Source organism: Herbidospora mongoliensis, from assembly GCF_001570545.1.
Classification (GTDB): Bacteria; Actinomycetota; Actinomycetes; order Streptosporangiales; family Streptosporangiaceae; genus Herbidospora; species Herbidospora mongoliensis.
Genome location: NZ_BBXD01000018.1, coordinates 363,487 through 384,170, shown reverse-complemented (window position 1 = coordinate 384,170; position 20,684 = coordinate 363,487). Strand labels below are relative to the sequence as shown.

At 70.8% G+C, this 20,684-nt stretch carries 19 protein-coding genes, 1 tRNA gene and 1 riboswitch; of the genes, 9 read left to right on the top strand and 11 right to left on the bottom strand.

The features are described from left to right. Positions 1-73 precede the first annotated feature (73 nt). Positions 74-838, top strand: coding sequence for an SDR family NAD(P)-dependent oxidoreductase (locus AW272_RS27705; RefSeq protein ID WP_066371077.1), 765 nt, complete (start codon positions 74-76; stop codon positions 836-838). Here AW272_RS27705 and AW272_RS27700 read toward each other — a convergent pair. The 3 genes from AW272_RS27700 to AW272_RS27690 are packed head-to-tail and all read right to left on the bottom strand — an operon-like array spanning position 805 to position 3,604. Continuing rightward, a complete protein-coding gene (locus AW272_RS27700) occupies positions 805-1,530 on the bottom strand; it encodes an NADPH-dependent F420 reductase (protein ID WP_083958725.1) in 726 nt (241 codons plus the stop codon). The genes AW272_RS27705 and AW272_RS27700 overlap by 34 nt on opposite strands. Continuing rightward, positions 1,527-2,564, bottom strand: coding sequence for an LLM class flavin-dependent oxidoreductase (locus AW272_RS27695; RefSeq protein ID WP_066371074.1), 1,038 nt, complete (start codon positions 2,562-2,564; stop codon positions 1,527-1,529). Before AW272_RS27695 ends, AW272_RS27700 begins: the two co-directional genes overlap by 4 nt. Next, complete coding sequence (locus AW272_RS27690) at positions 2,561-3,604, bottom strand: LLM class flavin-dependent oxidoreductase (RefSeq protein WP_066371072.1); 1,044 nt, start codon at positions 3,602-3,604, stop codon at positions 2,561-2,563. The genes AW272_RS27695 and AW272_RS27690 overlap by 4 nt, the downstream gene beginning before the upstream one ends. Positions 3,605-3,655: 51 nt before the next feature. Between AW272_RS27690 and AW272_RS27685 the strand changes: the two genes are divergently transcribed. Further along, positions 3,656-4,105, top strand: coding sequence for a MarR family winged helix-turn-helix transcriptional regulator (locus AW272_RS27685; protein ID WP_066371069.1), 450 nt, complete (start codon positions 3,656-3,658; stop codon positions 4,103-4,105). Between the two features lie 264 nt (positions 4,106-4,369). Next, a complete protein-coding gene (locus AW272_RS27680; RefSeq protein WP_066371181.1) occupies positions 4,370-7,105 on the top strand; it encodes an AfsR/SARP family transcriptional regulator in 2,736 nt (911 codons plus the stop codon). Positions 7,106-7,294: 189 nt separating this feature from the next. On the opposite strand, the gene AW272_RS42540 is transcribed toward AW272_RS27680, so the two are convergent. The 5 genes from AW272_RS42540 to AW272_RS27660 all read right to left on the bottom strand — a co-directional run bounded on the left by AW272_RS42540 (position 7,295) and on the right by AW272_RS27660 (position 10,472). Further along, positions 7,295-7,371, bottom strand: a tRNA-OTHER gene (locus AW272_RS42540). 181 nt (positions 7,372-7,552) lie between these two features. After that, on the bottom strand, positions 7,553-8,284 hold the full coding sequence (locus AW272_RS27675) for a DUF7873 family protein (RefSeq protein WP_066371180.1): 732 nt from the start codon (positions 8,282-8,284) through the stop codon (positions 7,553-7,555). A 204-nt stretch (positions 8,285-8,488) separates the two neighbouring features. After that, a complete protein-coding gene (locus AW272_RS27670) occupies positions 8,489-9,034 on the bottom strand; it encodes a hypothetical protein (RefSeq protein WP_157518821.1) in 546 nt (181 codons plus the stop codon). A gap of 182 nt (positions 9,035-9,216) precedes the next feature. Next, a complete protein-coding gene (locus AW272_RS27665; RefSeq protein ID WP_066371064.1) occupies positions 9,217-10,041 on the bottom strand; it encodes an alpha/beta fold hydrolase in 825 nt (274 codons plus the stop codon). 32 nt (positions 10,042-10,073) lie between these two features. Then, positions 10,074-10,472: a MarR family transcriptional regulator gene (locus tag AW272_RS27660; RefSeq protein ID WP_218011095.1), complete on the bottom strand. Its 399-nt coding sequence runs from the start codon at positions 10,470-10,472 to the stop codon at positions 10,074-10,076. Between the two features lie 79 nt (positions 10,473-10,551). Between AW272_RS27660 and AW272_RS27655 the strand changes: the two genes are divergently transcribed. Then, entirely contained in the window at positions 10,552-11,226 is a 675-nt protein-coding gene (locus AW272_RS27655; protein WP_066371061.1) for an NAD(P)-dependent oxidoreductase, read from the top strand. A gap of 49 nt (positions 11,227-11,275) precedes the next feature. Next, positions 11,276-12,673 carry a PP2C family protein-serine/threonine phosphatase gene (locus AW272_RS27650; RefSeq protein ID WP_169807644.1) on the top strand — a complete coding sequence of 466 codons (1,398 nt, stop codon included), beginning with the start codon at positions 11,276-11,278 and terminating at the stop codon, positions 12,671-12,673. On the opposite strand, the gene AW272_RS27645 is transcribed toward AW272_RS27650, so the two are convergent. Next, the gene (locus AW272_RS27645; RefSeq protein ID WP_066371056.1) at positions 12,635-13,405 is read right to left on the bottom strand and encodes a TetR/AcrR family transcriptional regulator; all 771 of its coding nucleotides are present in this window, start codon (positions 13,403-13,405) and stop codon (positions 12,635-12,637) included. The two genes, AW272_RS27650 and AW272_RS27645, sit on opposite strands and share 39 nt — an antisense overlap. A gap of 57 nt (positions 13,406-13,462) precedes the next feature. Between AW272_RS27645 and AW272_RS27640 the strand changes: the two genes are divergently transcribed. The 3 genes from AW272_RS27640 to AW272_RS27630 all read left to right on the top strand — a co-directional run bounded on the left by AW272_RS27640 (position 13,463) and on the right by AW272_RS27630 (position 16,032). Beyond that, positions 13,463-14,389 carry an ATP-binding cassette domain-containing protein gene (locus AW272_RS27640; protein ID WP_066371055.1) on the top strand — a complete coding sequence of 309 codons (927 nt, stop codon included), beginning with the start codon at positions 13,463-13,465 and terminating at the stop codon, positions 14,387-14,389. A gap of 112 nt (positions 14,390-14,501) precedes the next feature. Next, complete coding sequence (locus AW272_RS27635) at positions 14,502-15,290, top strand: ABC transporter permease (protein ID WP_157518820.1); 789 nt, start codon at positions 14,502-14,504, stop codon at positions 15,288-15,290. A gap of 10 nt (positions 15,291-15,300) precedes the next feature. Then, positions 15,301-16,032, top strand: a complete 732-nt coding sequence (locus AW272_RS27630) for an SRPBCC family protein (protein ID WP_066371051.1) — start codon at positions 15,301-15,303, stop codon at positions 16,030-16,032. Here AW272_RS27630 and AW272_RS27625 read toward each other — a convergent pair. Together AW272_RS27625 and AW272_RS27620 are read right to left on the bottom strand one after the other, a co-directional pair. Continuing rightward, positions 16,029-16,724: a CHAP domain-containing protein gene (locus tag AW272_RS27625; RefSeq protein WP_066371050.1), complete on the bottom strand. Its 696-nt coding sequence runs from the start codon at positions 16,722-16,724 to the stop codon at positions 16,029-16,031. The two genes, AW272_RS27630 and AW272_RS27625, sit on opposite strands and share 4 nt — an antisense overlap. An 11-nt stretch (positions 16,725-16,735) precedes the next feature. Beyond that, positions 16,736-16,935: riboswitch (cyclic di-AMP (ydaO/yuaA leader) on the bottom strand. Between the two features lie 121 nt (positions 16,936-17,056). Further along, on the bottom strand, positions 17,057-18,400 hold the full coding sequence (locus tag AW272_RS27620) for a serine hydrolase domain-containing protein (protein WP_066371044.1): 1,344 nt from the start codon (positions 18,398-18,400) through the stop codon (positions 17,057-17,059). A 30-nt stretch (positions 18,401-18,430) separates the two neighbouring features. Here AW272_RS27620 and recD2 point away from each other — a divergent pair, with 30 nt between their 5' ends. After that, entirely contained in the window at positions 18,431-20,620 is a 2,190-nt protein-coding gene (gene recD2, locus AW272_RS27615; protein WP_066371042.1) for an SF1B family DNA helicase RecD2, read from the top strand. The last annotated feature ends 64 nt before the right edge of the window (positions 20,621-20,684 follow it).

The window sequence follows — 20,684 nt, the reverse complement described above, 5'->3', positions numbered from 1 at the left end:
GTCCATAGTACTTCCTTCACGAAGCAAGTACTATCCTTCCTTGACGAAGCAAATATCGACAACGGAGGACTCCATGGGATCACTGGACGGGAAGATCGTGCTGATCACCGGCACCGCCGGAGGACAGGGGCGGGTCGCGGCGCTGGCCTTCGCCCGGGAGGGGGCGAAGGTCGTCGGGTGCGACATCCAGGTCGCGGCCAACGACGAGACGGTCGAGCTCGTCCGCCGGGCCGGGGGTGAGATGACGGGCGTCGCGCCGATCGATCTCACCGACCCCGACCAGGCGCGGCGGGTCGTCGAGGAGGCCGTCGCGGCCTACGGCGGGCTCGACGTCGTCTACAACAACGCGGCCATGCCGCGCTTCGGCCCGCTGCCGGGGTTCTCCGTCGAGGACTGGCGGGCGACCATCACGGGCGAACTCGACATCCCCTTCTTCGTGTCGAAGTTCGCCTGGCCGCATCTGGTCGATCGGGGCGGCGGGGTCATCGTCAACATCGCGTCCATGGCCGGCATGATCGCCGGGGAGGTGCCCCCGATGGTCGCGCACAGCGCGGCGAACGCCGGGATCATCGGGATGACCCGGCAGCTCGCGCTGGAAGGGGCCCGCCACGGCATCCGCGCGGTGACGGTCAGCCCCGGGCCCGTCCTGACTCCGGCCAGCGACCGGGATCTGGGCGACGACCAGGCGGCACGCGACGCGATCACCCGTAAGACGATGCTCAAGCGGTTCGCCCGGCCGGAGGAGATCGTGGAGCTGGTGGTCTTCCTCGCCTCCGACCGGGCGGCCTACATCACCGGCGCGAACTACGCCCTCGACGGCGGCGCGTCCGCCTGGTGACCGGCGGCCTCACCGGCCGTAAGAGCGTGGCCGCGTGCCTGAAGCACCGCGCGGCCACGTTCTGATTCCGGGAACCGGGCCAGCATGGCGCGCAGTTCGGCGGCCTCGACGTTCGCGCCGAACGGCTCGGTTCCCGGTTCCATCCGCACCCCCTCGGCCAGCGGTCCGGCGAGCACGGGGTCGAAGCCCAGTGCGTCCACGATCGAAGAGACGGCCGAGAGGTCTCCGTCACCGGCGATGCCGATCGCCCGGCGGCCGGGGGCGCCGGCGGGCAGGGCGCCGTCTTCCAGGTCGTGGTAGCCCATGTGGTTGAAGGCCTTCACGACCCGCGAGCCCGGCAGGAACTCCTGGACGATCTCGCTGGAGGAGGTGCGCGGGTCGGTCAGGTCGTCGCGGACGCCGTCCACCTCCCACCAGTAGTTCATCGCGTCGATCACGAGCTTGCCCCGCAGTTCCTCCGCCGGGACGGTGCGGTACTTCCCGAGCGGCAGGGCCAGCACCGTCACGTCCGACCGCGCCGCCGCCTGCGCGGAGGTCACCGCGACCGCGCCGGGGGTGATCACCTCGACGATGAGCGCGATGCGCTCGGGCGCGCCGGAGCCCGCGATGAGCACGCGGTATCCGGCCGCCAGCGCCAGGCGGGCAAGGACGGTGCCGACCTTGCCCGCGCCGAGGATGCCGATGGTGGTCATGACCGCTCGCTCAGCAGGTCGCGGACCATGGGGATGACCTTGGCGCCGTACAGCTCGACAGCCTTGAGCCGGGCGCTGACCGGCTGCGGGCCCACGCTGTAGATGAGGTCGAAGCGGGCGACCCCGAGTGTCCGGACCGCTCCGGCGATCTTGCGGGCCACCGTCTCGGGCGAGCCGATGTACAGGGAGCCGTGCGCGATCTCCGAGTCGTACTCCGATCGGCGGATCGGCGGCCAGCCGCGGGTGGCGCCGATGCGGTCGCGCATCGTCTTGTAGCCCGGCCAGAACCCCTCGGCGGCCTCTTCGTCGGTGTCGGCGACGAAGCCGGGCGAGTGCATGCCCACCGGGTGGGCCGTCGTGCCGAACTGGTCGGCGGCCCGCTTGTAGAGGTCGATGTAGGGGGCGAACCGGTCGGGGGCGCCGCCGATGATGGCGAGCATCAGCGGCAGGCCGTAGTGGGCGGTGCGGATGACCGATTGGGGCGAGCCGCCGACGCCGACCCAGGTGGTGAGGCGGCCCGACTCGGTCTTGGGGTAGACGTCGGCGTTGTCGAGCGGGGCGCGGACGGTGCCGCTCCAGGTTACCGGCTTCTCCTCCAGGAGCTTGGCGAACAGCTCGATCTTCTCCTCGAACAGCACGTCGTAGTCGGCCAGGTCGTAGCCGAACAGCGGGAACGACTCGGTGAAGGAGCCGCGTCCGAGGATCACCTCGGCCCGGCCGTTCGACAGCGCGTCGACGGTCGCGAAGCGCTGGAACACCCGGACGGGGTCGTCGGAGCTCAGCACGGTCACGCCGGAGGCCAGGCGGATGCGGGAGGTGCGGGTCGCGATGCCGGCCAGCACGGTCTCCGGCGAGGAGATCGAGTATTCGGGCCGGTGGTGCTCGCCCAGGGCGATCACGTCGACCCCCAGCTCGTCGGCGAGCACCGCCTCGTCGAGGACCTGGCGGATCGCCGCGGCGTGGGAGACGGGGATGCCGGCGTCGTCCTGCGGCACGTCGCCGAAGGTGTCGAGCCCAAAGGTGATGTCGGTCATGCGCTTCTTCTTCTCGGGGTGAGTAGTTCACGGACACGGGGGGCGACCTCGCGGCCGAGCAGGTCGATCGTGCGGGCGCGGGCCTCGCGGGGGAGGTGCATGATGTCGTACTTGAGGTCGAAACGGCTCAGCCGCAGGTCACGGGCGGTTTGGGCGATCTTTCTGGCGACGGTCTCGGGGGAGCCGACGTAGAGCGCGCCCTGGTCGAGTTCGGCCTCGTACCGCTCCCGGGTGGGCGCGTAGAAGCCGCGTTCGGCGGCGAGGGCCTCGACGACGCGCTTCCAGTGAGGCCACCAGGTCTCCCTGGCCTCCTCGTCGGTGTCGGCGACCAGGCCCAGCGAGTGCTGCCCGATCGGCTGCGCGGGCCGGCCGAACCGCTCCAGCGCGGTGAGGTAGAGGTCGACGTTGCCCGCGAACCGCTGGGGACGTCCGCCGATGATCGCCATCATGAGCGGCAGTCCGTGGCGGGCGGCGCGGAGCACCGAACCCGGGCTGCCGCCCACGCCGATCCAGGTGGGGATGCCTCCCGGGCGCATGCGCGGGCGCAGAGTCTGCCGGACGAGCGGGCTGCGGACCGTGCCCGACCAGGTCACCTCCTCCTCCCGTTCGAGCCGCAGGAACAGGTCGAGCTTCTCCTCGAACAGCCGCTCGTAGTCGGCGAGGTCGTACCCGAAGAGCGGGAACGACTCGGTCGCCGACGCACGGCCGAGCACGATGCGGGCCCGGCCGCCGGACACCGCGTCGAGGGTGGAGAACTCGTTGTAGAGGCGCACCGGATCGTTGGTGCTCAGGACGGTCACCGAGGTGCCGAGCGCGATGCGTTCGGTGGCCGTGGCGATCGCGGCCAGGAGCACGGGTGTGGCCGAGTCGGTGTGCCCTTCCCGGTAGTGCTCGCCCAGGCTGAACACGTCGAGCCCGGCCGCCTCGGCGAGCTTCGCCTCCTCGACGATCAGCCGCACGGTCTCGGCGTCGGAGAGCACTCGTCCGCCATCGGTGGCGACCTCCCCGAAGGAGTTGAGCCCAACTTCGAACAACGTCATAGAATCGGAAATGATTGACATGTCAATTATATTCCCGGGAGGGGACCAGCGATGACCCAGCTGCCGACGCGGGAGGAACTGCGCATCTGGCGCGACTTCATCGAGACCACCGACGCCCTGCGGGCCGAACTCGCCGCGCGGCTGCAGCACGACTCGGCCCTGTCGACGGGCGACTACGCCGTTCTGCTCGCGCTGACCGAGGCCGAGGGCCGCAGACTGCGCTCCTCCGAGCTCGCCGCCGTCATCGGCTGGGAGCGCAGCCGCCTGTCCCACCATCTGGGGCGGATGGACAAGCGCGGGCTGATCCGGCGCGAGAACTGCACGAACGACAATCGGGGCGCGGAGATCCTCCTCACGGAGGAGGGCGCCTCCGCCTTCGGCCGCGCCACCGTCCCGCACCTGCGCGCCATCCGCGACCTCTTCGTCGACGCGCTGACCCCTGACCAGATCGCCGCCGCGGGCGACCTGGCGGAGGCGCTGCGCGGCCGTCTGAACAGATAGCCGCCGGACGTGTCCGTGGACCGTCAGCGACCGGCGAGTTCCCGGCCTCCCGGCACAGCAGCGACGACCTCCTCCAGCCGCTCGGGCGCATCGTCCGGCCGACCGGCCAAGTGGGCCGCGATGCGCAGGTCCCGCATTGCCTCGGCCTACTGCGGGAGTCTCGCTCGGGCACCCGGTGGAGCCTCATCCGAAAGTAGCATTCCGGACAAAACCACAGGATCTCTATAGTTACGCATACAGGGGCTTTCCACACGGGGGCGTGTGTTGAACTTCGAGATCCTGGGGCCGGTCCGTGCCCTGAAGTCGGGGCGGCCGATCCGGCTGCCACCCAAAGCGAGGGCGCTGCTGGGCGCGCTGTTGCTGCATCCGGGCGCGATCGTGTCCAAGGACCGCCTGATGAGGTGTGTCTGGGACGAACCGCCGCCGTCGGCGATGGCCAACCTGCAGAGCTACGTCTCGCTGCTCCGCAAGGAGGACATCGAGGTCGAGACGCACGAGCGTGGCTACCGTCTGCCGCTGGACGCCGCCCACCTCGACCTGCTGGCCTTCACCGACGCCGTCCGGCGCGCCCGTCAGAGCGCCGACGACGACCCGGCCGAGGCGATCAGGCTGTTCGGGCAGGCCTTCGGTCTGTGGCGGGGGCGTCCGGCCGAAGACGTGGCGCTGGGCGCGGCCGTCGTGCCGAAGGTCAGCGCGCTGGAGGAGCAGGCGAGCGCCGCCCGTCTCGACTGGATCGACCTGCGATTACGCGCCGGTCAGCACCACGACCTGGTCGGCGAGCTCAAGACGCTGGTGGAGGCCGCCCCGCTGAGCGAACGCCTCTGGCTGCAGCTGATGCGGGCCCTCGACGCCGCCGGCCGCCGCGCCGAGGCACTGGAGACCTACCGCCGCGCCCGCGCCGCGCTGGTCGACGAACTCGGCGTCGAACCCGGCCCGGACCTGCGCCGAATGCACGCCGCGCTGCTGGACAGCTCTCCCGCCGAAACGCCTCGGCGCAACGGGCCGTGCCTGCTGCCGCCGGACATCTCCGGGTTCGTCGGCCGCCGCTGGGAGGCCCGCCTCGTCACCGAGGCGCTCCGCACGACGGGCGGCGCGCCACCGATCGTGGTCGTGTCGGGGCCGCCGGGCGTCGGCAAGAGCACGCTGGCCGTCCACGTCTCCCACGAAATGCGGGCGCGGTTTCCCGACGGCCAGTTGTTCGCCCGTCTCGACGGCGCGTCGGCCGCGCCGCGCGAACCGGCGGCGCTGCTGGCCGAGCTGCTGCGGGCTCTCGGGGTGGACGGGGCCGCGCTCCCGCCGACCGTCGGCGAGCGGGCCGCGCTGTATCGGGCCCGGCTGGCCGACCGGGCGGTGCTGGTGGTGCTCGACGACGCGGGCACCGAGGCGCAGGTGCAGTCGCTGCTACCGGGCACCGCACGGTCGGCGGTCGTGGTGACCTCGCGCGGCCCGCTGCCGCTGCTGGCGGGCGCGACCGCGGTGCCGCTGGACGTGCTGCCTTCGGCCGACGCGCACGCCCTGCTCGCCCAGGTCGCCGGGCGCGCGCGGGTGGCGGCCGACGCGGCGGCGGCCGAGACGATCGTGCGGGCCTGCGGGCGACTACCCCTGGCGTTGCGTATCGCGGGGGCGCGGCTGGCGACGCGTCCGGCCTGGCCTCCGGCGGAGCTGGCGCGGCGGCTGACCGAGGCGCATCTGGACGAGCTGCGCTGGGGGCGGCTGTCCATCCGCAGCCCGTTCTCGATGAGTTACGCGGCCCTGTCGGAGGAGGCGCGGCGGGCCTTCCGCGCGTTCGGCCATCTCGGGGTGGACGGTCTGGCCGCCTGGTCGGTCGCGGCGCTGCTGGGCGAGCCGGAACGCGGCGTCGACTTCGCCCTGGAGGAACTGACCGCCGCCGGCCTGGTGACCGCCGGCGAATGGGACGCCGCCGGTCAGATCCGCTACCGCATGCACAGCCTGCTGCTGCGCTACGCGGCGGAGGTGGCGGCCTACCCGCAGTCGGCGGTGCGGCGGCTGGTGACGGCGGCGGCCAAGCGCATCATCGACGGGGACCGGGCGTGGATCCTGGCCGAGCGGGAGATCCTCACCGCCGCCGTCACGACCGCCGCCGAGCGGGGCCTGGCGACCGAGGCCGCCGATCTGGCCGCCGCGAGCGCGCCGTTCCTGGTCGTGTACGGCCTCCACGACGACGCCCGCCGTGCCCTGGACGCCGTGATCGAGGCCCGGCCCGACGACATGGCCGCCCGGCTGCAACGCGCCGAGGCCGAGGTCGACCGCCGCCGCACCGCCGACGCCGAGAAGGAGTTCCGCGTCCTGCTGGACCACTTCGACGGAACCGACCGAGTGAAATCGGGTCGCGCGCTGACCGGCCTGGCCACCTGCCTGTTCCAGCGGGGGGATCTCGAATCCGCCCGTACAGAAGCGGGAAAAGCCGTGTCCCTCCTGGCCGGAGACCTGGAATCCCGCCTGGCCGCCTGGACGGTCCTCGCCGCCGCCGAGGTCTACCTGGCCCGCTACGACGAGGGCGTCACCACCTGCCGGACCGCGTTGAGGGCCGCCGGTGACAACCACCCGCTGCGCCGGGCCTGGATCCTGCGCCTGCTCGGCATCACCCACTACGACACCGGCCGACCCGAGCGGGCCATCGCCTGCTACCGCGAGAGCCTGGCCATCAGCCGCGACATCGGCTGGCCCAAAGGGGAACGGATGACGCTGCGACGGCTGGGCGAGGCCACCGCCGCGCTGGGCCACGACGACCAGGCGCTGCGCATGCTGGCCGAGTGCGCCGAGATGTTCGTCCGGTCGGGCGACGTGCAGGGCGAGGCGCTGACCAGTTACGTCCTGGGCCAGATCCACCGCCGCCAGGGCGACCCCGAACTGGCGCTCAAGTATTTCACCGCGTGTCACGACCGGCTGGGCCCTGACGTCGACCCGGTCTGGCGGGCCAAAACCGCCCAGCAGATGGCGGCGATCACCAATGGCGACCGCTCACAGGAAGTGCCCTGAACCCGAGGGCCCGGACCGCGTGCCAGATCGCAACCCTGAAAAAAGCGGCCCTGAAAATGGCGGTGGCCCCCAGGAAATGCCCTAAATCCTGGGGGCCGTGGCGCCGCCATATCGTGTCACCGGCGGCGTTTAAGGCCACAGATCATGATCATGTCGCCTGCTCTGCCATTGAGCTAAGGGCGCAGGGAGAGCACCCTGCGGGATTCGAACCCGCAACCTGACGACTTTCGTCCGTGGCCGGTCGATCCGGTGACCGGCGGCAATGCTGAGTCTGGAGCGAGAGTCTGAGTTTGAACGGCTGCCTCTACCTGTTGGGCCACCCCCGCGTGGGTGCGGGGGACAGGGGTCGAACCTGTGCTGTCACCGTGGTTCAGTCTGATTGCTTCAGTTTCAGCTTGCGCTCATCGCGCTCCCCACTCTTTCGAGCGGGGGTCTGTGGGGGACCGGCTAGCCCAGCAGGTAGCCGAACACCGCCTCACCGATCTTCCGGTCGGTGATCTCGGTGCTGTTGGCCTCCTCGCGGGCGAACTTCACCGCCTCCTGGAGCTTGGTGAGGCGGCCGAGCAGTTCGTTGACGCGGCGCTGCGGCAGCGAGCCGGAGAAGGCGACCCGGGTCCAGTAGCCGACCACGACGTCCTCGGTGAAGACCTGCACCTGGGCGGGGTGCTTGTCGGTCGCCTCGGCCAGCACGTGGTTGCGCGGCACCTTCTTGGTCCGGGTGGTCTTGACCGGTTCGGTGCGCCAGGTGTCGGTGTTGCCGTCCAGCGACCAGGTCTCCGACGGGTCGAGCGTGGGCAGCTTGCCGATCAGGGTGTGCAGGTCGGTGAGCTGCTTCTCCAGGAACAGCAGGTAGGTCACCGGCACGTCGCGCAGCAGAGTGTTCCCGTCGACGACGACGTCGGCCCGCGCGGAGCAGTTGGCGTCGTCCTTGGTGGCGGTCACGTCGAACAGCCGGGTGAGGGTGACCGCGACGTCGCGCAGCACCTGCTCGGCCTGCACCTGCACGCGGGTCGACTCCGGGGGCAGCGTCTCGCCCTCGTCGTCGATCGGCTGGTAGGTACGGGAGATGCCGGACAGCAGCGGCGCCTTCTGGATCAGATGGTAGGCGTCCGTCACCTTGCGCTGGACGTCGGACTTGACGCCCTTCTCCACGGCGAGGATCTGGTTGAGCTTGGTCACGATCAAGACCGTAGCGGGAAGCGAGACCGGACTTCACCTGATTTGTCAGACCTGAAGACAGAACCGTCCACCCCGCCGGTCGCGATGGAGGAGGTATGAGCCCAGACGACGACGCCGCCTTACTGGCCGCCGTGGCGGGCGGGAACATCGAGGCGCCGCCGCCAAGATCAGGGCAGATGGCACAGTGACAGTCCGAAAGGATGGTTACCAGTCGATGCGCTCCGCCTCCAGGATGACAATTCCGGTGGATCCGGTCTGCGCCATGGCATCTGCTATCGCCTTCTTCTGCTCCTGCGCGCTCGGATCGAGGCTGCTTCGTGACGCGAACGATTCAGCCCCTCTGACCATGAGTCCGTTGTCCGGCCACTTCGGCGACTCCATCCACACGGTTTCGGGGCGGCGGTCGATGGAGGCCGTCCAACCACGCCTCTGCAGCAGACTGCTCGCCGCGGCGACCGCTCCCTCAGGGCCTGGTTGTCCGATGTCGACCAGCAGGACAACATAGATCTTGGTGACGCCGTCCCAATAAGCCTCGTCTGTGTTTTCCCGCAGGACTTTTCCGACCTCGCGGATGGCCTGGACAGCGTCAGGATCGACCCGCACCGTAATGGGGAGAACTCCGTGCCGCAGGCTGAAACCAGGAGTAACGCGCAGAGGAGAGCTGTGCATCTTCTGCCTCGCCGGAGGCTCGGCACTCTCATTGACGGCACCTTCCAGTGGTAGAGCGTCATGGCAGAGGTACAGCAACATCTCCTCGCCGCCAAGCGATGGCCCTTGACGATGGCCCGCCGCCGGCACCCTCGACGGCGGGGAGGCCCTCAGCGGCCTGGCCTTGGCCGCGCTCGCGGCGACCTTGGGCGCGGCACCGGCCCGCTGGACCCCGTGGCCGTTCACCCCACTGCTGGTCGTGGCCGCCGCGCACACCGACCCGGTCAGGAGTCCAGGAATGCTCCGATGGTCGCGGTCTGCCCGGTGATCAGGTGGCCGACGCCGGGCAGCAGCCGCATGTCGGCCTTGGGGATGATCGCCCGCACCCGCCGCGCCGTCTGCGGCCCGTTGATGAGCGCGTCCCTGTCACCCGCGATGACCAGCATCGGCATGCTCAACCGGGCCAGGTCGCTGTCGGGGTAGATCGGCAGGTTGTCGCGGCGGGGCTTGAAGTCGCGGTTGATCCACTCGTGGAACTCGCCGAACCACCCGGTTCCGCTCAGGTCGGCGCCGAGGATCAGCTTCTGTGACCGCTTGCGCTGCCCGGCCGCCAGCAGGAGCAGCGCCAGCAGCAGGATGCCGCTTCTGACCTTCCCGAACCCGGCCGGGCAGATCAGCGCGAGCCGCTCGACCCGCCCGGGATTCCGGATGGCGAACCCGGTGGAGATCCAGCCGCCCAGCGACAGCCCGACGACGGCGGCCGACTCGTGGCCGAGACCGGTCATCACCTCGCCGAGCCAGCCCGGGTAGTCGGTGATCGGCGGCCGGACCTGGACCGACAGGCCGGCCTCGCCGGGGATGTCGACGGCGTAGACGCGGTGGTTCCGTGACCAGGCGGCGATGTCGCCGAACCAGGACAGGGAGTTGGCCATCGCGCCGTGCACCAGGATCACCGGCGGCGCGTTGGGCGGCCCGGAGGCCTGGACGAAGGTGTCGCCGAGCGTGGTCGGCACGGTCAGCCGCTCGGCCGGGACCGGCCAGGTGTCGAGCAGGTCGCTGTAGCGGCCCAGGAGAGCGCGCCCGGCGTCGGGGGAAACAAAGATGTTCACGAAGACACCGTATCACTCCCTTTGATGGGGAGTTATAGGGAATCTTTCGCCGTCGACGCGGCATCAGTGATCTTGGTGAGGAAATCCAGGATGAGCGCGCGCTCCTCGGGGGAGTAGTCGTCGCAGATGCCGTCGATGGCGCGGGTCATGCCGGCGTACAGGGAGGAGATCTCGGGGACGCGGTCGCCGAGTGGGCGGATGAGCACGGCGCGCCGGTCCTGCGGATCGCGCTCGCGGGCGATCCAGCCACTCTTCTCCAGCCGGTCGAGCACGCCGGTCATCGTCGCCGGGTGCAGCCCGGTCAGTTTGGCCAGCGCCGAGGGGGTCATCGGGCCGTGCCGGGAGATCAGGTAGAGGCAGTCGCGGTCGACCGGGCGCAGGTCCAGACGCCCGCCGACCTGCTGGTTGAGCAGGGACACCTGGGCGGTCAACGCGCGCAGCGCATCGTGGATAGAAGGTATGGAAACCATATAATACGACTCTCATACTATTCGCGTTTCGGAGGAACCCGTGAAGATCACGATATTCGGCGCCACCGGCGGAGTCGGCGGCGAGTGCCTGCGGCTGGCCATGGAGGCCGGCCACGAGGTCACCGTCGTCGTCAGGGACGCCGCCCGGCTGTCGCTCGAGCCGCACCACGTCATGGTGGCCGATCTGCGCATCGCCCCCGACAAGAAGGAGCTGATCCTCGCCTGTGAGGGCGCCGACGGCGTGCTGTCGGGCATCGGCCCGCGTTCCCCGAAGCACGACCGCGGGGTCGTGACGGCGGCGACCCGGGTGATCGTCGCGGCCATGCACGCCGCCCACGCCCGCCGGTTCATCATGGTCAGCGCCGCCCCCGTCTCCTCCATCCCCACTCCGGCCAACCCCGACGCCCCCCGGCGCGACCCCGGCGAGGGCCCGTTCACGCGCTATGTGCTGACCCCGATCATCAAAAGGGCTCTCTCCTCGGTGTACGCCGACCTGTCGGCCGCCGAGGACGTGCTGCGCGACAGCGGCCTGGACTGGACGGCGGTCCGCCCGCCCCGCCTGACCGACAAGCCCGGCACCGGCCGCTACCGCACCGCGCCCGACCGCAACCTGCCCGGCGGGCACACGATCCCGCGCGCGGACGTGGCGGCTGCCATGCTCGCGATGGTGAATCAGCCCTCGACCATCGGCCACGCCATGGGCGTGGCAACCTGAGGCCCCATTTGGGTAAGGGAGGATGACGGGACAAGCACCGGGAGGTGACGTGGCACGAGACCGGGATGTGGAGCGGCGTCGCCTGGCCGACCTGGCCACGGCCTACTCCTCGGAGCTGCGGGCGGCCTCCGCCAAGGCCGAGGCCGCGCTGTCGCGCTCGGCGCTGCTGCTGCGCACCGCCCAGGAGCTGGCCGACACCACCAACCTGGTCGACATCCGGCGCCGGGTCCGCGATCTGGTGGTCACCGATCTGAAGCCGGTCTACGTCGGCCTGGTGCTGGCCGAAGACCAGCGGCTGCGCCGGGTCATCGACGACGAGATCCCCCGCACGGTGGAGACCGTCGAGCGGCAATACGACGTCGAGCCCGGCTGGCCGACCTTCCAGGCGTTCCAGCGGCAGCAGGTGGTCGAGGTCGCCGACGGCGCGGCGCTGCGCGACGGTTATGGCGACGCGGCGCTGACCGCGTTCACCGAACTGGGGCTGGTCTCGGCGGTGTGCGTGCCGCTGCCGGGGGTGGCCGGGCCGGTCGGGGTGCTGGTGCTGGGCTGGGATCAGCCGCACGCGATCGACGTCCAGGAGCGCGCCGTCCTGGTCGCGGTGGCCGGTTACACCGCCCGCGCGGTGGAGCGCGCCCAGCTGTTCGAGCAGCGGGTGACCGTCGCCCACCAGCTGCAGCGGGCGATGCTGACCAACCTGCCGCACGCCCCCGGCCTGGAGGTGGCGGCGCTCTACCGTCCGGCGATGACGGCCGACCTGGTCGGCGGCGACTGGTACGACGCCTACTTCCTGGAGCTCCCCGACCGGAAGAAGCCCGCCAAGCGGCGGGCGCTGGCCATCACGGTGGGCGACATCACCGGCCACGACATGGAGGCAGCGACCCTGATGGGCCAGCTGCGCAGCATGCTGCGCCAGGCCGACATCGACCACGGCGGGCAGGGGCCGGCCGTCTCGGTCGCGGCGCTGGAGCACGCGTGCCGGTTCGTGCTGCCGCAGGCCACCGGCAGCCTGGTGCACGGCCATCTGACCCCGGGCCCGCGCGGCTGGGAGCTGACCTGGACCAACGCCGGGCATCCGCCGCCGATCCTGGTCCATCCCGACGGCCGGGCCGAGGAGCTCACCGCCCACGACATCATGTTCTTCCCGACCCTGCTGCCGGCCGACCTGCAGAGCCCGCGCACCGAGTCGCGCCGTCTGCTGCCGCCGGGCACGCTGCTGGTGATGTTCACCGACGGCCTGATCGAGACGCCGGGCCCCGGCATGGACACCGCGACCGAGCGGCTCATCGCCGCCCTGTCCCGCCGGGCCGGGCAGCCGTTGCCCGCCCTGCTCGACGAGGTGACCAGCGAGGTGGCGGGCGCCGTGGGCAACGTCGACGACATCGTGGTGCTGGCCGTGCGGGTGCCGCCCTCACCGGCCGTCGATAAGGACCGCGATCCCGTCGAGTAGGCGGCCCAGGCCGAACTCGAAGGCGCCCGTGGGGTCGGTCGGGGCGTTGTAGGCCTCGCCGCTGGCCGAGCCGACCCGGCCGGCGAGGGGGTAGGCGGAGAAGTCGCCGACGGCCGTCAGGAACGGCTCGTGCGCCTGCCACCATTCCTGGTCGGTCATCCCGGTCTCGGCGGCGGCCCGTTCGGCCTCGACCACGCCCCGGGCGGCGCCGTGGACGTAGGCGGCGATGAGGGTCAGGACGTTGTCCATCTCCAGGTCGGTCAGGCCGATGCCGTCCAGGGCCGACAGTTCGTGCTCGTATTTGCCCAGCGTGCCGGGCCCGAGCGGGGGGCGGCTGACGGCGACCTGCAGGATCCACGGGTGGCGCCGGTACATGGCGAGGTTGTCGCGGGCGATCCGCTCGACCCGGGCCCGCCAGCCCCGTGGGGTCTCCTCCGTGGTGAGCGTCTCCTTGTAGACCGTGTCGAGCATGACGTCGATCAGTTCGGCCTTGCCGGGGACGTGCGTGTAGAGCGACATCGTGCCGGCGCCGAGGTGGTCGGCGACCTTGCGCATCGACAGCGCGGCCAGGCCCTCGGCGTCGGCGACCTCGATCGCGGCGGCGATCACGCGGTCGGCGGTCAGTTCGGTGCGGCCTTTGCGTGGGGCTCGTTCCCGGGCGCGGGACGGGTCGCGCCACAGCAGCGCCAGCGTGCGGGCCGGGTCGCCTCGTCCGATGTATTCCGTGGTCATGATGCCGCTCAGCGTATCCAGTCACTTATCCGTACAACGTACGGTACGCTGTACGGCATGACGTACACGATAGAGGCGCACGGGCTCGTCAAGCGCTACGGCGCACGGGCCGCCCTCGACGGGTTCGACCTGACCGTCCCCGCGGGGACGGTCCACGGCCTGCTCGGCCCCAACGGGGCGGGCAAGACCACGGCGGTCCGGGTGCTGACCACGCTGCTGCGCCCCGATGCCGGCACCGCCCGGGTGGCCGGGTTCGACGTGGTCCGCGACGGCGGCGAGGTCCGCCGCCGCATCGGCCTGGTCGGCCAGCACGCCGCCCTCGACGAGGCACTGTCGGGCCGCGCCAACCTGGAGATGTTCGGCCGCCTGTCCCACCTGCGCCCCCAAGCCGCCGCTCAGCGGGCTCGGGAACTCCTCGACCGGTTCGGCCTGGCCGACACCGGCAAGAAGGTCGTGAAGGCATATTCGGGCGGGATGCGCCGCCGCTTGGACCTGGCGGCCGGGCTGATCCTGTCGCCGCCGGTGCTGTTCCTCGACGAGCCCACCACGGGCTTGGACCCGCGCGGCCGGGCCGAGGTGTGGGCGGCCGTCCGCGATCTGGTCTCCCAGGGCACGACGGTGCTGCTGACCACGCAGTATCTCGAGGAGGCCGACCAGCTCGCCCACCGCATCACCGTCGTCAACGAGGGCCGCCAGGTCGCCGAGGGCACCCCCGAGGAGCTCAAGAAGACCGTCGGCGGCGACCGGGTGGAGATCGTCCTGCACGACCCGGCCGACCTGCCGGCCGCCGCGGCGCTGCTCGGCCCGGACGCCGAGGCCGACACCGACACCCGGCGCGTCAGCGCGCCCGCACCCGACCGCATGGGGACGCTGACGAGGGTCGTCCAGGACCTTCAAGCGGCGGGCATCGCCGCCGACGACGTGGCGATCCGCCGCCCCACGCTCGACGAGGTCTTCCTGCACCTCACCAGGACCGCAGCATGATTCTTTCTCTCCGTTACGGCTTCGCGTGGCCGGCCCCGCCCGCCGCCCCCGGCCCGCACCGCGCCCGGCGCCGACCGGCCGCTTCCGCCCCGCACCCGACGAGGAGTCATGCATGAACCGTCTGACCTGGGCCTTCGCCGACGGCTGGACCGTCACCCGGCGTGAGGTCACCCACTGGACCAGCAATCCCGGCACGCTGGTCGCGGGCCTGCTGTTCTCCGTCATGATCGTGCTGCTGTTCGCCTACCTGCTGGGCGGCGGGATCGAGGTCCCGGGCGGGGACTACCGGGAGTTCCTGATGCCCGGCATGTTCGCGCTGACCATGGTCTTCGGCCTGGAGGGCACCTTCACGGCCATCAGCACCGACGCCTCCAAGGGCGTCACCGACCGGTTCCGGTCGCTGCCGATGGCCTCCTCAGCCGTGGTGAGCGGCCGGGCCGCGGCCGACATGCTCACCTCGGCGCTGTCGCTGGCAGCGCTGATCATCTGCGGGCTGGCCATCGGCTGGAGCGCCGACAACGGGTTCGGCAATGCGCTGGCGGCAGTCGGGCTGCTGCTGTGGCTGCGGTTCTCGCTGCTGTGGATGGGCATCTGGCTCGGCCTGAAGATCCACAACCCGGAGGCCGTGATGGCCATCCAGATCCTGGTGTGGCCGATCGGCTTCCTGTCCAGCGCGATCACCTCGCCGGAGACGATGCCGGGCTGGCTCGGCGTGATCGCCGACTGGAACCCGCTGTCGTCGACGGCGGCGGCGGCGCGGGAGCTGTTCGGCAATCCCGGCTGGGCCAACGACACCTGGGCGGCCGCGCACGCGGTGGAGCTGGCGCTGGTCTGGCCGCTGGTGATCACGGCGATCTTCGCGCCGCTGTCGGTGAGGGCGTACCGGAACCTGTCTCGTTAGGCTGACTTTCATGTCACACGAGTTCGAGGTCCGCGAGGGAATCGTCCTGCCCGCTTCTCCCGACGAGGTGTGGGAGGCGATCGCGACGGGCCCGGGGGTCGACTCGTGGTTCATGGGCGCCAACGACTTCGAACCGGGCGTGGGCGGTGCGGGCCGTCAGACGGTCGCGGGGTTCACCACCCGCTCCGAGGTCACCGGCTGGGAGCCGGGCGAACGGCTGGCCTTCACGACGGAGACGGCCGCCGACGGGTCGTTCATGGCGTTCGAATATCTGCTGGAGGGCCGCGAGGGCGGGAGCACCGTCCTGCGGTTCGTCCACAGCGGGGTGCTGACCGGCGACTGGGAGGACCAGTACGACGCCCTGTCCGTGGGCGACGGTCTCTACCTGCGCAAACTGCACGCGTATCTGACGTATTTCCCCGGCCGGGTGGCCGAGTACGCGCTGTTTGAGATCGGCCGCCCGACCCCCGATGCCGCGAGGGTGTGGGCGGCCTTTCTCGACGCCTTCTCCCTGGGGCAGCCACTGGAGAAGGGCAGCGTCAACGTCCCGGGATTGAACCCCGACGACGCGCAGGTCGTGTTCGCCGAGTCGGGGTTCCTGTGTGTGGTGACCGCGACGTCGCTGTTCACGCTCGTCCACGGCTACCGCGACGCCGTCGTCGCGGGTCACCACGCTTTTCCTGGGGAGATCTCTGAGGCCCAGGCCGTCGAGGCCTGGCGGAACTGGCTGAAGCGCGTTTAGGCGGTGTAGACGGGGTATCCGTAGCCGACGACGTCCGCGGTCTGTCGTTCGCGGACCTCCACCTGGCCGTTTCCGGTGTTGCCTTCGACGGTTTCGATGGTGCCGTCTCCGTTGTCCTTGACGACGAAGCCGACGTGCTGGATGTCGTGGATGTTCTTGCCGCCGTTCCAGTCGAAGAACACGACGGCGCCGGGCTGGGCGGCGGTGCCCCAGCGGTTGTTCTGCTGGAACCATTCGGCGTGGCGGACGGTGTAGGCGTCCTCGCCCATGACGGGGCTGATGCCGAGCTGGTCGCCGACCCAGCTGACGAACATGTCGCACCAGGGGGCGTTGCGGTAGGCGAAGCGGTTGCCTCCGTCGCGGGCGACGGTCTCGCCGGCGCGCTCGGAGTTCATGTACCAGTCGTGGAATTTTGTTCCGCCGCCGTACATGTTCTCGCTCACGCCGACCTGGCTGGCGGCGAGGTGGAGCACCTGCTGGGCGCTGACCTTCGGCAGACGCTTGGCGACCTCCAGCAGGGGGCTGTAGGCCGGGGCGACTCCTTCGGGGGCCGCGCCCGCGGGGGCGGCGGCTTCGGCGTGTGCGGTGGCGGGGGCCAGGTCGACCAGGGCGATGGTGCCGCCGGTGACGATGGTCGAGGCCATCACGCCGCTGAGCAGGACAGCGCGAATTCCAGGTTTGGGGGCTCGCATGGGTGGGGTTGACTCCTTCTTCCATGCGCCTACCGGGTTAGCTGACGGATTCGGGCGTGGAAGCCGCCCTACGGCCTGCCCTGAGGGGGGTAACAGGCCGATTCACCCCAGAGGGACCCGGTGTGTGCTTGGTGATCGGGAGAGGGATCACCGGGTTCCTCGCTGGTTCCCCGGTTCCGCGCGGGGCGCGCGGATTCGGCGATCTCTTAGTTGTCTTCCTTTAAGCGGATGACCTGCAGTTACGCAGGTCACACCGCCTCGAGTTCCCCAGAAGGTAGTACAACTCCCTAAAACGGTCAAACTTGGACAATCAACTCAACGTGGGAGTAACGTCAGCGCCATCCGTCAGGGTCGACCCCACCGGGCACCGGACCGGGCGGCCCATAGGGCTCGCGGGTGAAGACGAACGTGTTGAGATCGAGGTGAACACCCTCACCGGTGCGGACCACGTGGAGCGTCTCACCGGCGTAGTAGCCGTCGAGGCCCAGCCAGGTCCCGTCGGCGAGCGCGGCGAAGCGGGAGGCCCGCCCGGTCTCGCCGACCGGCGTCAGCGCCAGGCCCCGGCCCGGCAGGGCGCGCAGGACGTAGGCGGCCGGCCCCCAGTACCAGGGGCCGGTGAGGGCCAGCAGGTCGTCGTCGATCGGCGCGGGCCGCCATTCGGCCGGCAGCGGCGGCTCGTGTTCGTCGAGGATGTCGAGCAGGTCGCCGGTCAGGGCGTTGCCCCGCACCCCGCTGGTGGTGTTGGCCATGAACAGCACGCCGACGCCGTCGCCCGGGTCGGTGTAGACGGTGGCCAGGAACCCCGGCATCGATCCGGTGTGCCCCGCCAGGCGGCGGCCGTTGTGGCGGCGCACCTGCAGACCGAGCCCGTAGCCGGAGGTCCAGGCGGCGCCGTCTTCGACGGTGGCCGGTTCGCGCATCTCGGCCATCGTGGCCGGGCGCAGGATCCCGGCGCCGTCGCCGCCGACGAAGATCGCCCACCGGGCCAGGTCGGCCGGGGTGCACCAGAACTGCCCGGCGGGCGCCAGCGCGACCGCGTCGTGCTCGGGTTCGGGCAGCAGCACGTCGGCCCACGGGTGCACGGCGTATCCGGTCGCGTGCGGGGCGCGCGGCCGCTCGGTCGTGTCGCGCATGCCCAGCGGGTGCAGCACCTCTTCCTGGACGACCTGAGCCCACCCCCGCCCCCGCACGCGCGCCACCACCTCGCCGAGGAACCCGAAGCCGATGTTGGAGTAGTGGAAGCGCCGCCCCGGCCGGTGCCGGTTGGTCATCGGGTCGAGCAGGGCCACCAGGTCGGCCATCGGCACGCCGGGGGTGCGCTCCCACCACGGGCCGGGCGGCTCGGCGGTCAGCCCCGCCGTGTGCGACAGCAGCTGCGCGATCGTCACCTCGCCGGCGGGGGTGCCCGGCAGGTGTTTCTCCAGCGGGTCGAGCAGGTCCAGGAGCCCTTCGTCACGCAGCCGCATGATCATGACGGCGACCATGCTCTTGGTGATCGACCCGATCCTGAACTGGGTGGAGGCGGTCGGGGGAGCATCACCCACGCGGCCCCGGTAGCCGGACCAGATCAGCTCGCCGCCCCGGGTCAGAGCCACTGCCAGAGCGGGGATGCGCGCGGCGGCCTGCTCAGTGGCCACCCGTAGCGCGAGGGCACGCGCCGTACTCTCCAAGACCATGGAGTCAGGCTATGGTCTACGCTCTGGCGCGTGGAATCGGGCTCCGTCATCGAGGCCGTCCTTGAACGAATCACGTATGCCAACGAGGAGACCGGCTACACCATCGCGCGCGTGGCCACCGAGCGATCGGGCGCCGACCTGCTCACGGTGGTGGGGCCGCTGCTGGGCGCGCAGCCGGGCGAGTCGCTGCGGCTGACCGGCCGCTGGACCGCCCACCCTCGTTACGGCAAGCAGTTCGAGGTCTGGTCGTACACCACCGTGCTCCCGGCGACGATCGCGGGCATCCAGCGCTACCTGGGCTCCGGCCTGATCAAGGGCATCGGCCCGAAGATGGCCGAGCGCATCACCGTCCACTTCGGCGTCGACACCCTGCGGATCATCGAGGAGGAGCCCAAGCGCCTGGTCGAGGTGCCGGGGCTGGGACCCAAGCGGACCAAGCTGATCGCGGCCGCGTGGGAGGAGCAGAAGATCATCAAAGAGGTGATGATCTTCCTGCAGGGGGTGGGCGTCTCGACGTCCATCGCGGTCCGCATCTTCAAGCAGTACGGCGACACCTCCATCGACGTCGTGCGCGCCGAGCCCTACCGGCTGGCCGACGACGTGTGGGGGATCGGCTTCAAGACCGCCGACACCATCGCGCAGGCGGTCGGCATCGCCGCCGACAGCCCCGAGCGCGTCAAGGCGGGCCTGCGCTACACCCTGTCCCAGGCGGCCGACGACGGCCACGTCTACCTCCCGGCGCCGAACCTGGTCGCCGACGCCGTCAAGATCCTCGGCCTGGAAGCCGAGCTGGTCGCCCGGTGCCTGGAGGAGCTGGTCGTCGAGGAGGGCGTCGTCCGCGAGGAGATCCCCGTGACCGAGGGGACCGTCCCGGCGATCTACCTGGTGCCCTTCCACCGCGCCGAACGCTCCCTGGCCTCGACGGTCCTGGGCCTGCTGCACGCCTCCCGCGACCGGCTGAAGGCCTTCGCCGACGTCGACTGGCCGACCGCGCTGACGTGGCTGAAGACCCAGACCGGCGCCGACCTGGCGCGCGAGCAGGATCAGGCGGTACGGCTGGCGCTGACCGAGAAGGTCGCGGTGCTGACCGGCGGCCCCGGCTGCGGCAAGAGCTTCACCGTCCGCTCGATCGTCACCCTGGCCCGCGCCAAACGCGCCAAGGTCATCCTGGCCGCCCCGACCGGCCGCGCCGCCAAACGCCTGTCGGAGCTGACCGGCCACGAGGCCACCACCGTCCACCGCCTGCTGCAGCTGCGCCCCGGCGGCGACCCCACCTTCGACCGCGACAACCCGCTGGACGCCGACCTGGTCGTCGTCGACGAGGCCTCGATGCTCGACCTGCTGCTGGCCAACAAGCTCGCCAAGGCGGTCGCGCCGGGCGCGCACCTGCTGTTCGTCGGCGACGTCGACCAGCTCCCCTCCGTCGGCGCCGGGGAGGTGCTGCGGGACCTTTTGGCCGCCCCCGACGTGCCGCGGGTGCGGCTGACGCAGATCTTCCGCCAGGCCCAGCAGTCGGGCGTGGTCGTCAACGCCCACCGCGTCAACGCCGGCCAGCTGCCGCTGATCCGCGAATTCCCCGACTTCTTCCTGTTCCCCGCCGAGGACCCCGCCGAGATCGCCGCCCTGACCGTCGACGTCGTGGCCAAGCGCATCCCGGGCAAGTTCGGCCTCAACCCGCGCCGCGACGTCCAGGTCCTGGCCCCCATGCACCGGGGCGCGGCCGGCGCGGGCGCGCTCAACGGGGCGCTGCAGGAGGCGCTCACGCCGTACAGAGAGGGGATGCCCGAACGCCGGTACGGCGGGCGGGTCTTCCGCGTCGGCGACAAGGTCACCCAGTTGCGCAACAACTACGACAAGGGCGCCGCCGGGATCTTCAACGGCACCGTCGGCGTGGTGACCGCGATCCTGCCCGACGACAGCAAGCTGACCGTCCTGACCGACGAGGACGAGAGCGTCGACTACAGCTTCGATGAGCTGGACGAACTCGCCCACGCCTACGCCGTGTCCATCCATAGGTCACAAGGGTCGGAATATCCGGCGGTGGTTATTCCGTTGGCGACTTCCGCATGGATGATGCTGCAGCGGAACCTGCTCTACACGGCGATCACCCGGGCCAAGCGCCTGGTCGTCGTGGTGGGTTCGCGCCGGGCGCTCGGCCAGGCGGTCCGCGTGAAGGGCGCCGGACGTCGTCACACCGGGCTCACTCACCGGCTGCTCTGACCCGGGGCTTACTCCCAGGTCACGACCTGCTTGTCGCATCGCTACCGAATTGTGAGTCAAGTCA

Coding starts and splice junctions, on each gene's coding strand:
- AW272_RS27695 (WP_066371074.1), bottom strand. CDS start 2,564: ATGACCGACATCACCTTTGGGCTCGACACCTTCGGCGACGTGCCGCAG.
- AW272_RS27700 (WP_083958725.1), bottom strand. CDS start 1,530: ATGACCACCATCGGCATCCTCGGCGCGGGCAAGGTCGGCACCGTCCTT.
- AW272_RS27670 (WP_157518821.1), bottom strand. CDS start 9,034: ATGTTGCTGTACCTCTGCCATGACGCTCTACCACTGGAAGGTGCCGTC.
- AW272_RS27645 (WP_066371056.1), bottom strand. CDS start 13,405: ATGACCACGGAATACATCGGACGAGGCGACCCGGCCCGCACGCTGGCG.
- AW272_RS27635 (WP_157518820.1), top strand. CDS start 14,502: ATGAACCGTCTGACCTGGGCCTTCGCCGACGGCTGGACCGTCACCCGG.
- AW272_RS27630 (WP_066371051.1), top strand. CDS start 15,301: ATGTCACACGAGTTCGAGGTCCGCGAGGGAATCGTCCTGCCCGCTTCT.
- AW272_RS27625 (WP_066371050.1), bottom strand. CDS start 16,724: ATGCGAGCCCCCAAACCTGGAATTCGCGCTGTCCTGCTCAGCGGCGTG.
- AW272_RS27620 (WP_066371044.1), bottom strand. CDS start 18,400: ATGGTCTTGGAGAGTACGGCGCGTGCCCTCGCGCTACGGGTGGCCACT.
- AW272_RS27685 (WP_066371069.1), top strand. CDS start 3,656: ATGACCCAGCTGCCGACGCGGGAGGAACTGCGCATCTGGCGCGACTTC.
- AW272_RS27640 (WP_066371055.1), top strand. CDS start 13,463: ATGACGTACACGATAGAGGCGCACGGGCTCGTCAAGCGCTACGGCGCA.
- AW272_RS27705 (WP_066371077.1), top strand. CDS start 74: ATGGGATCACTGGACGGGAAGATCGTGCTGATCACCGGCACCGCCGGA.
- AW272_RS27690 (WP_066371072.1), bottom strand. CDS start 3,604: ATGACGTTGTTCGAAGTTGGGCTCAACTCCTTCGGGGAGGTCGCCACC.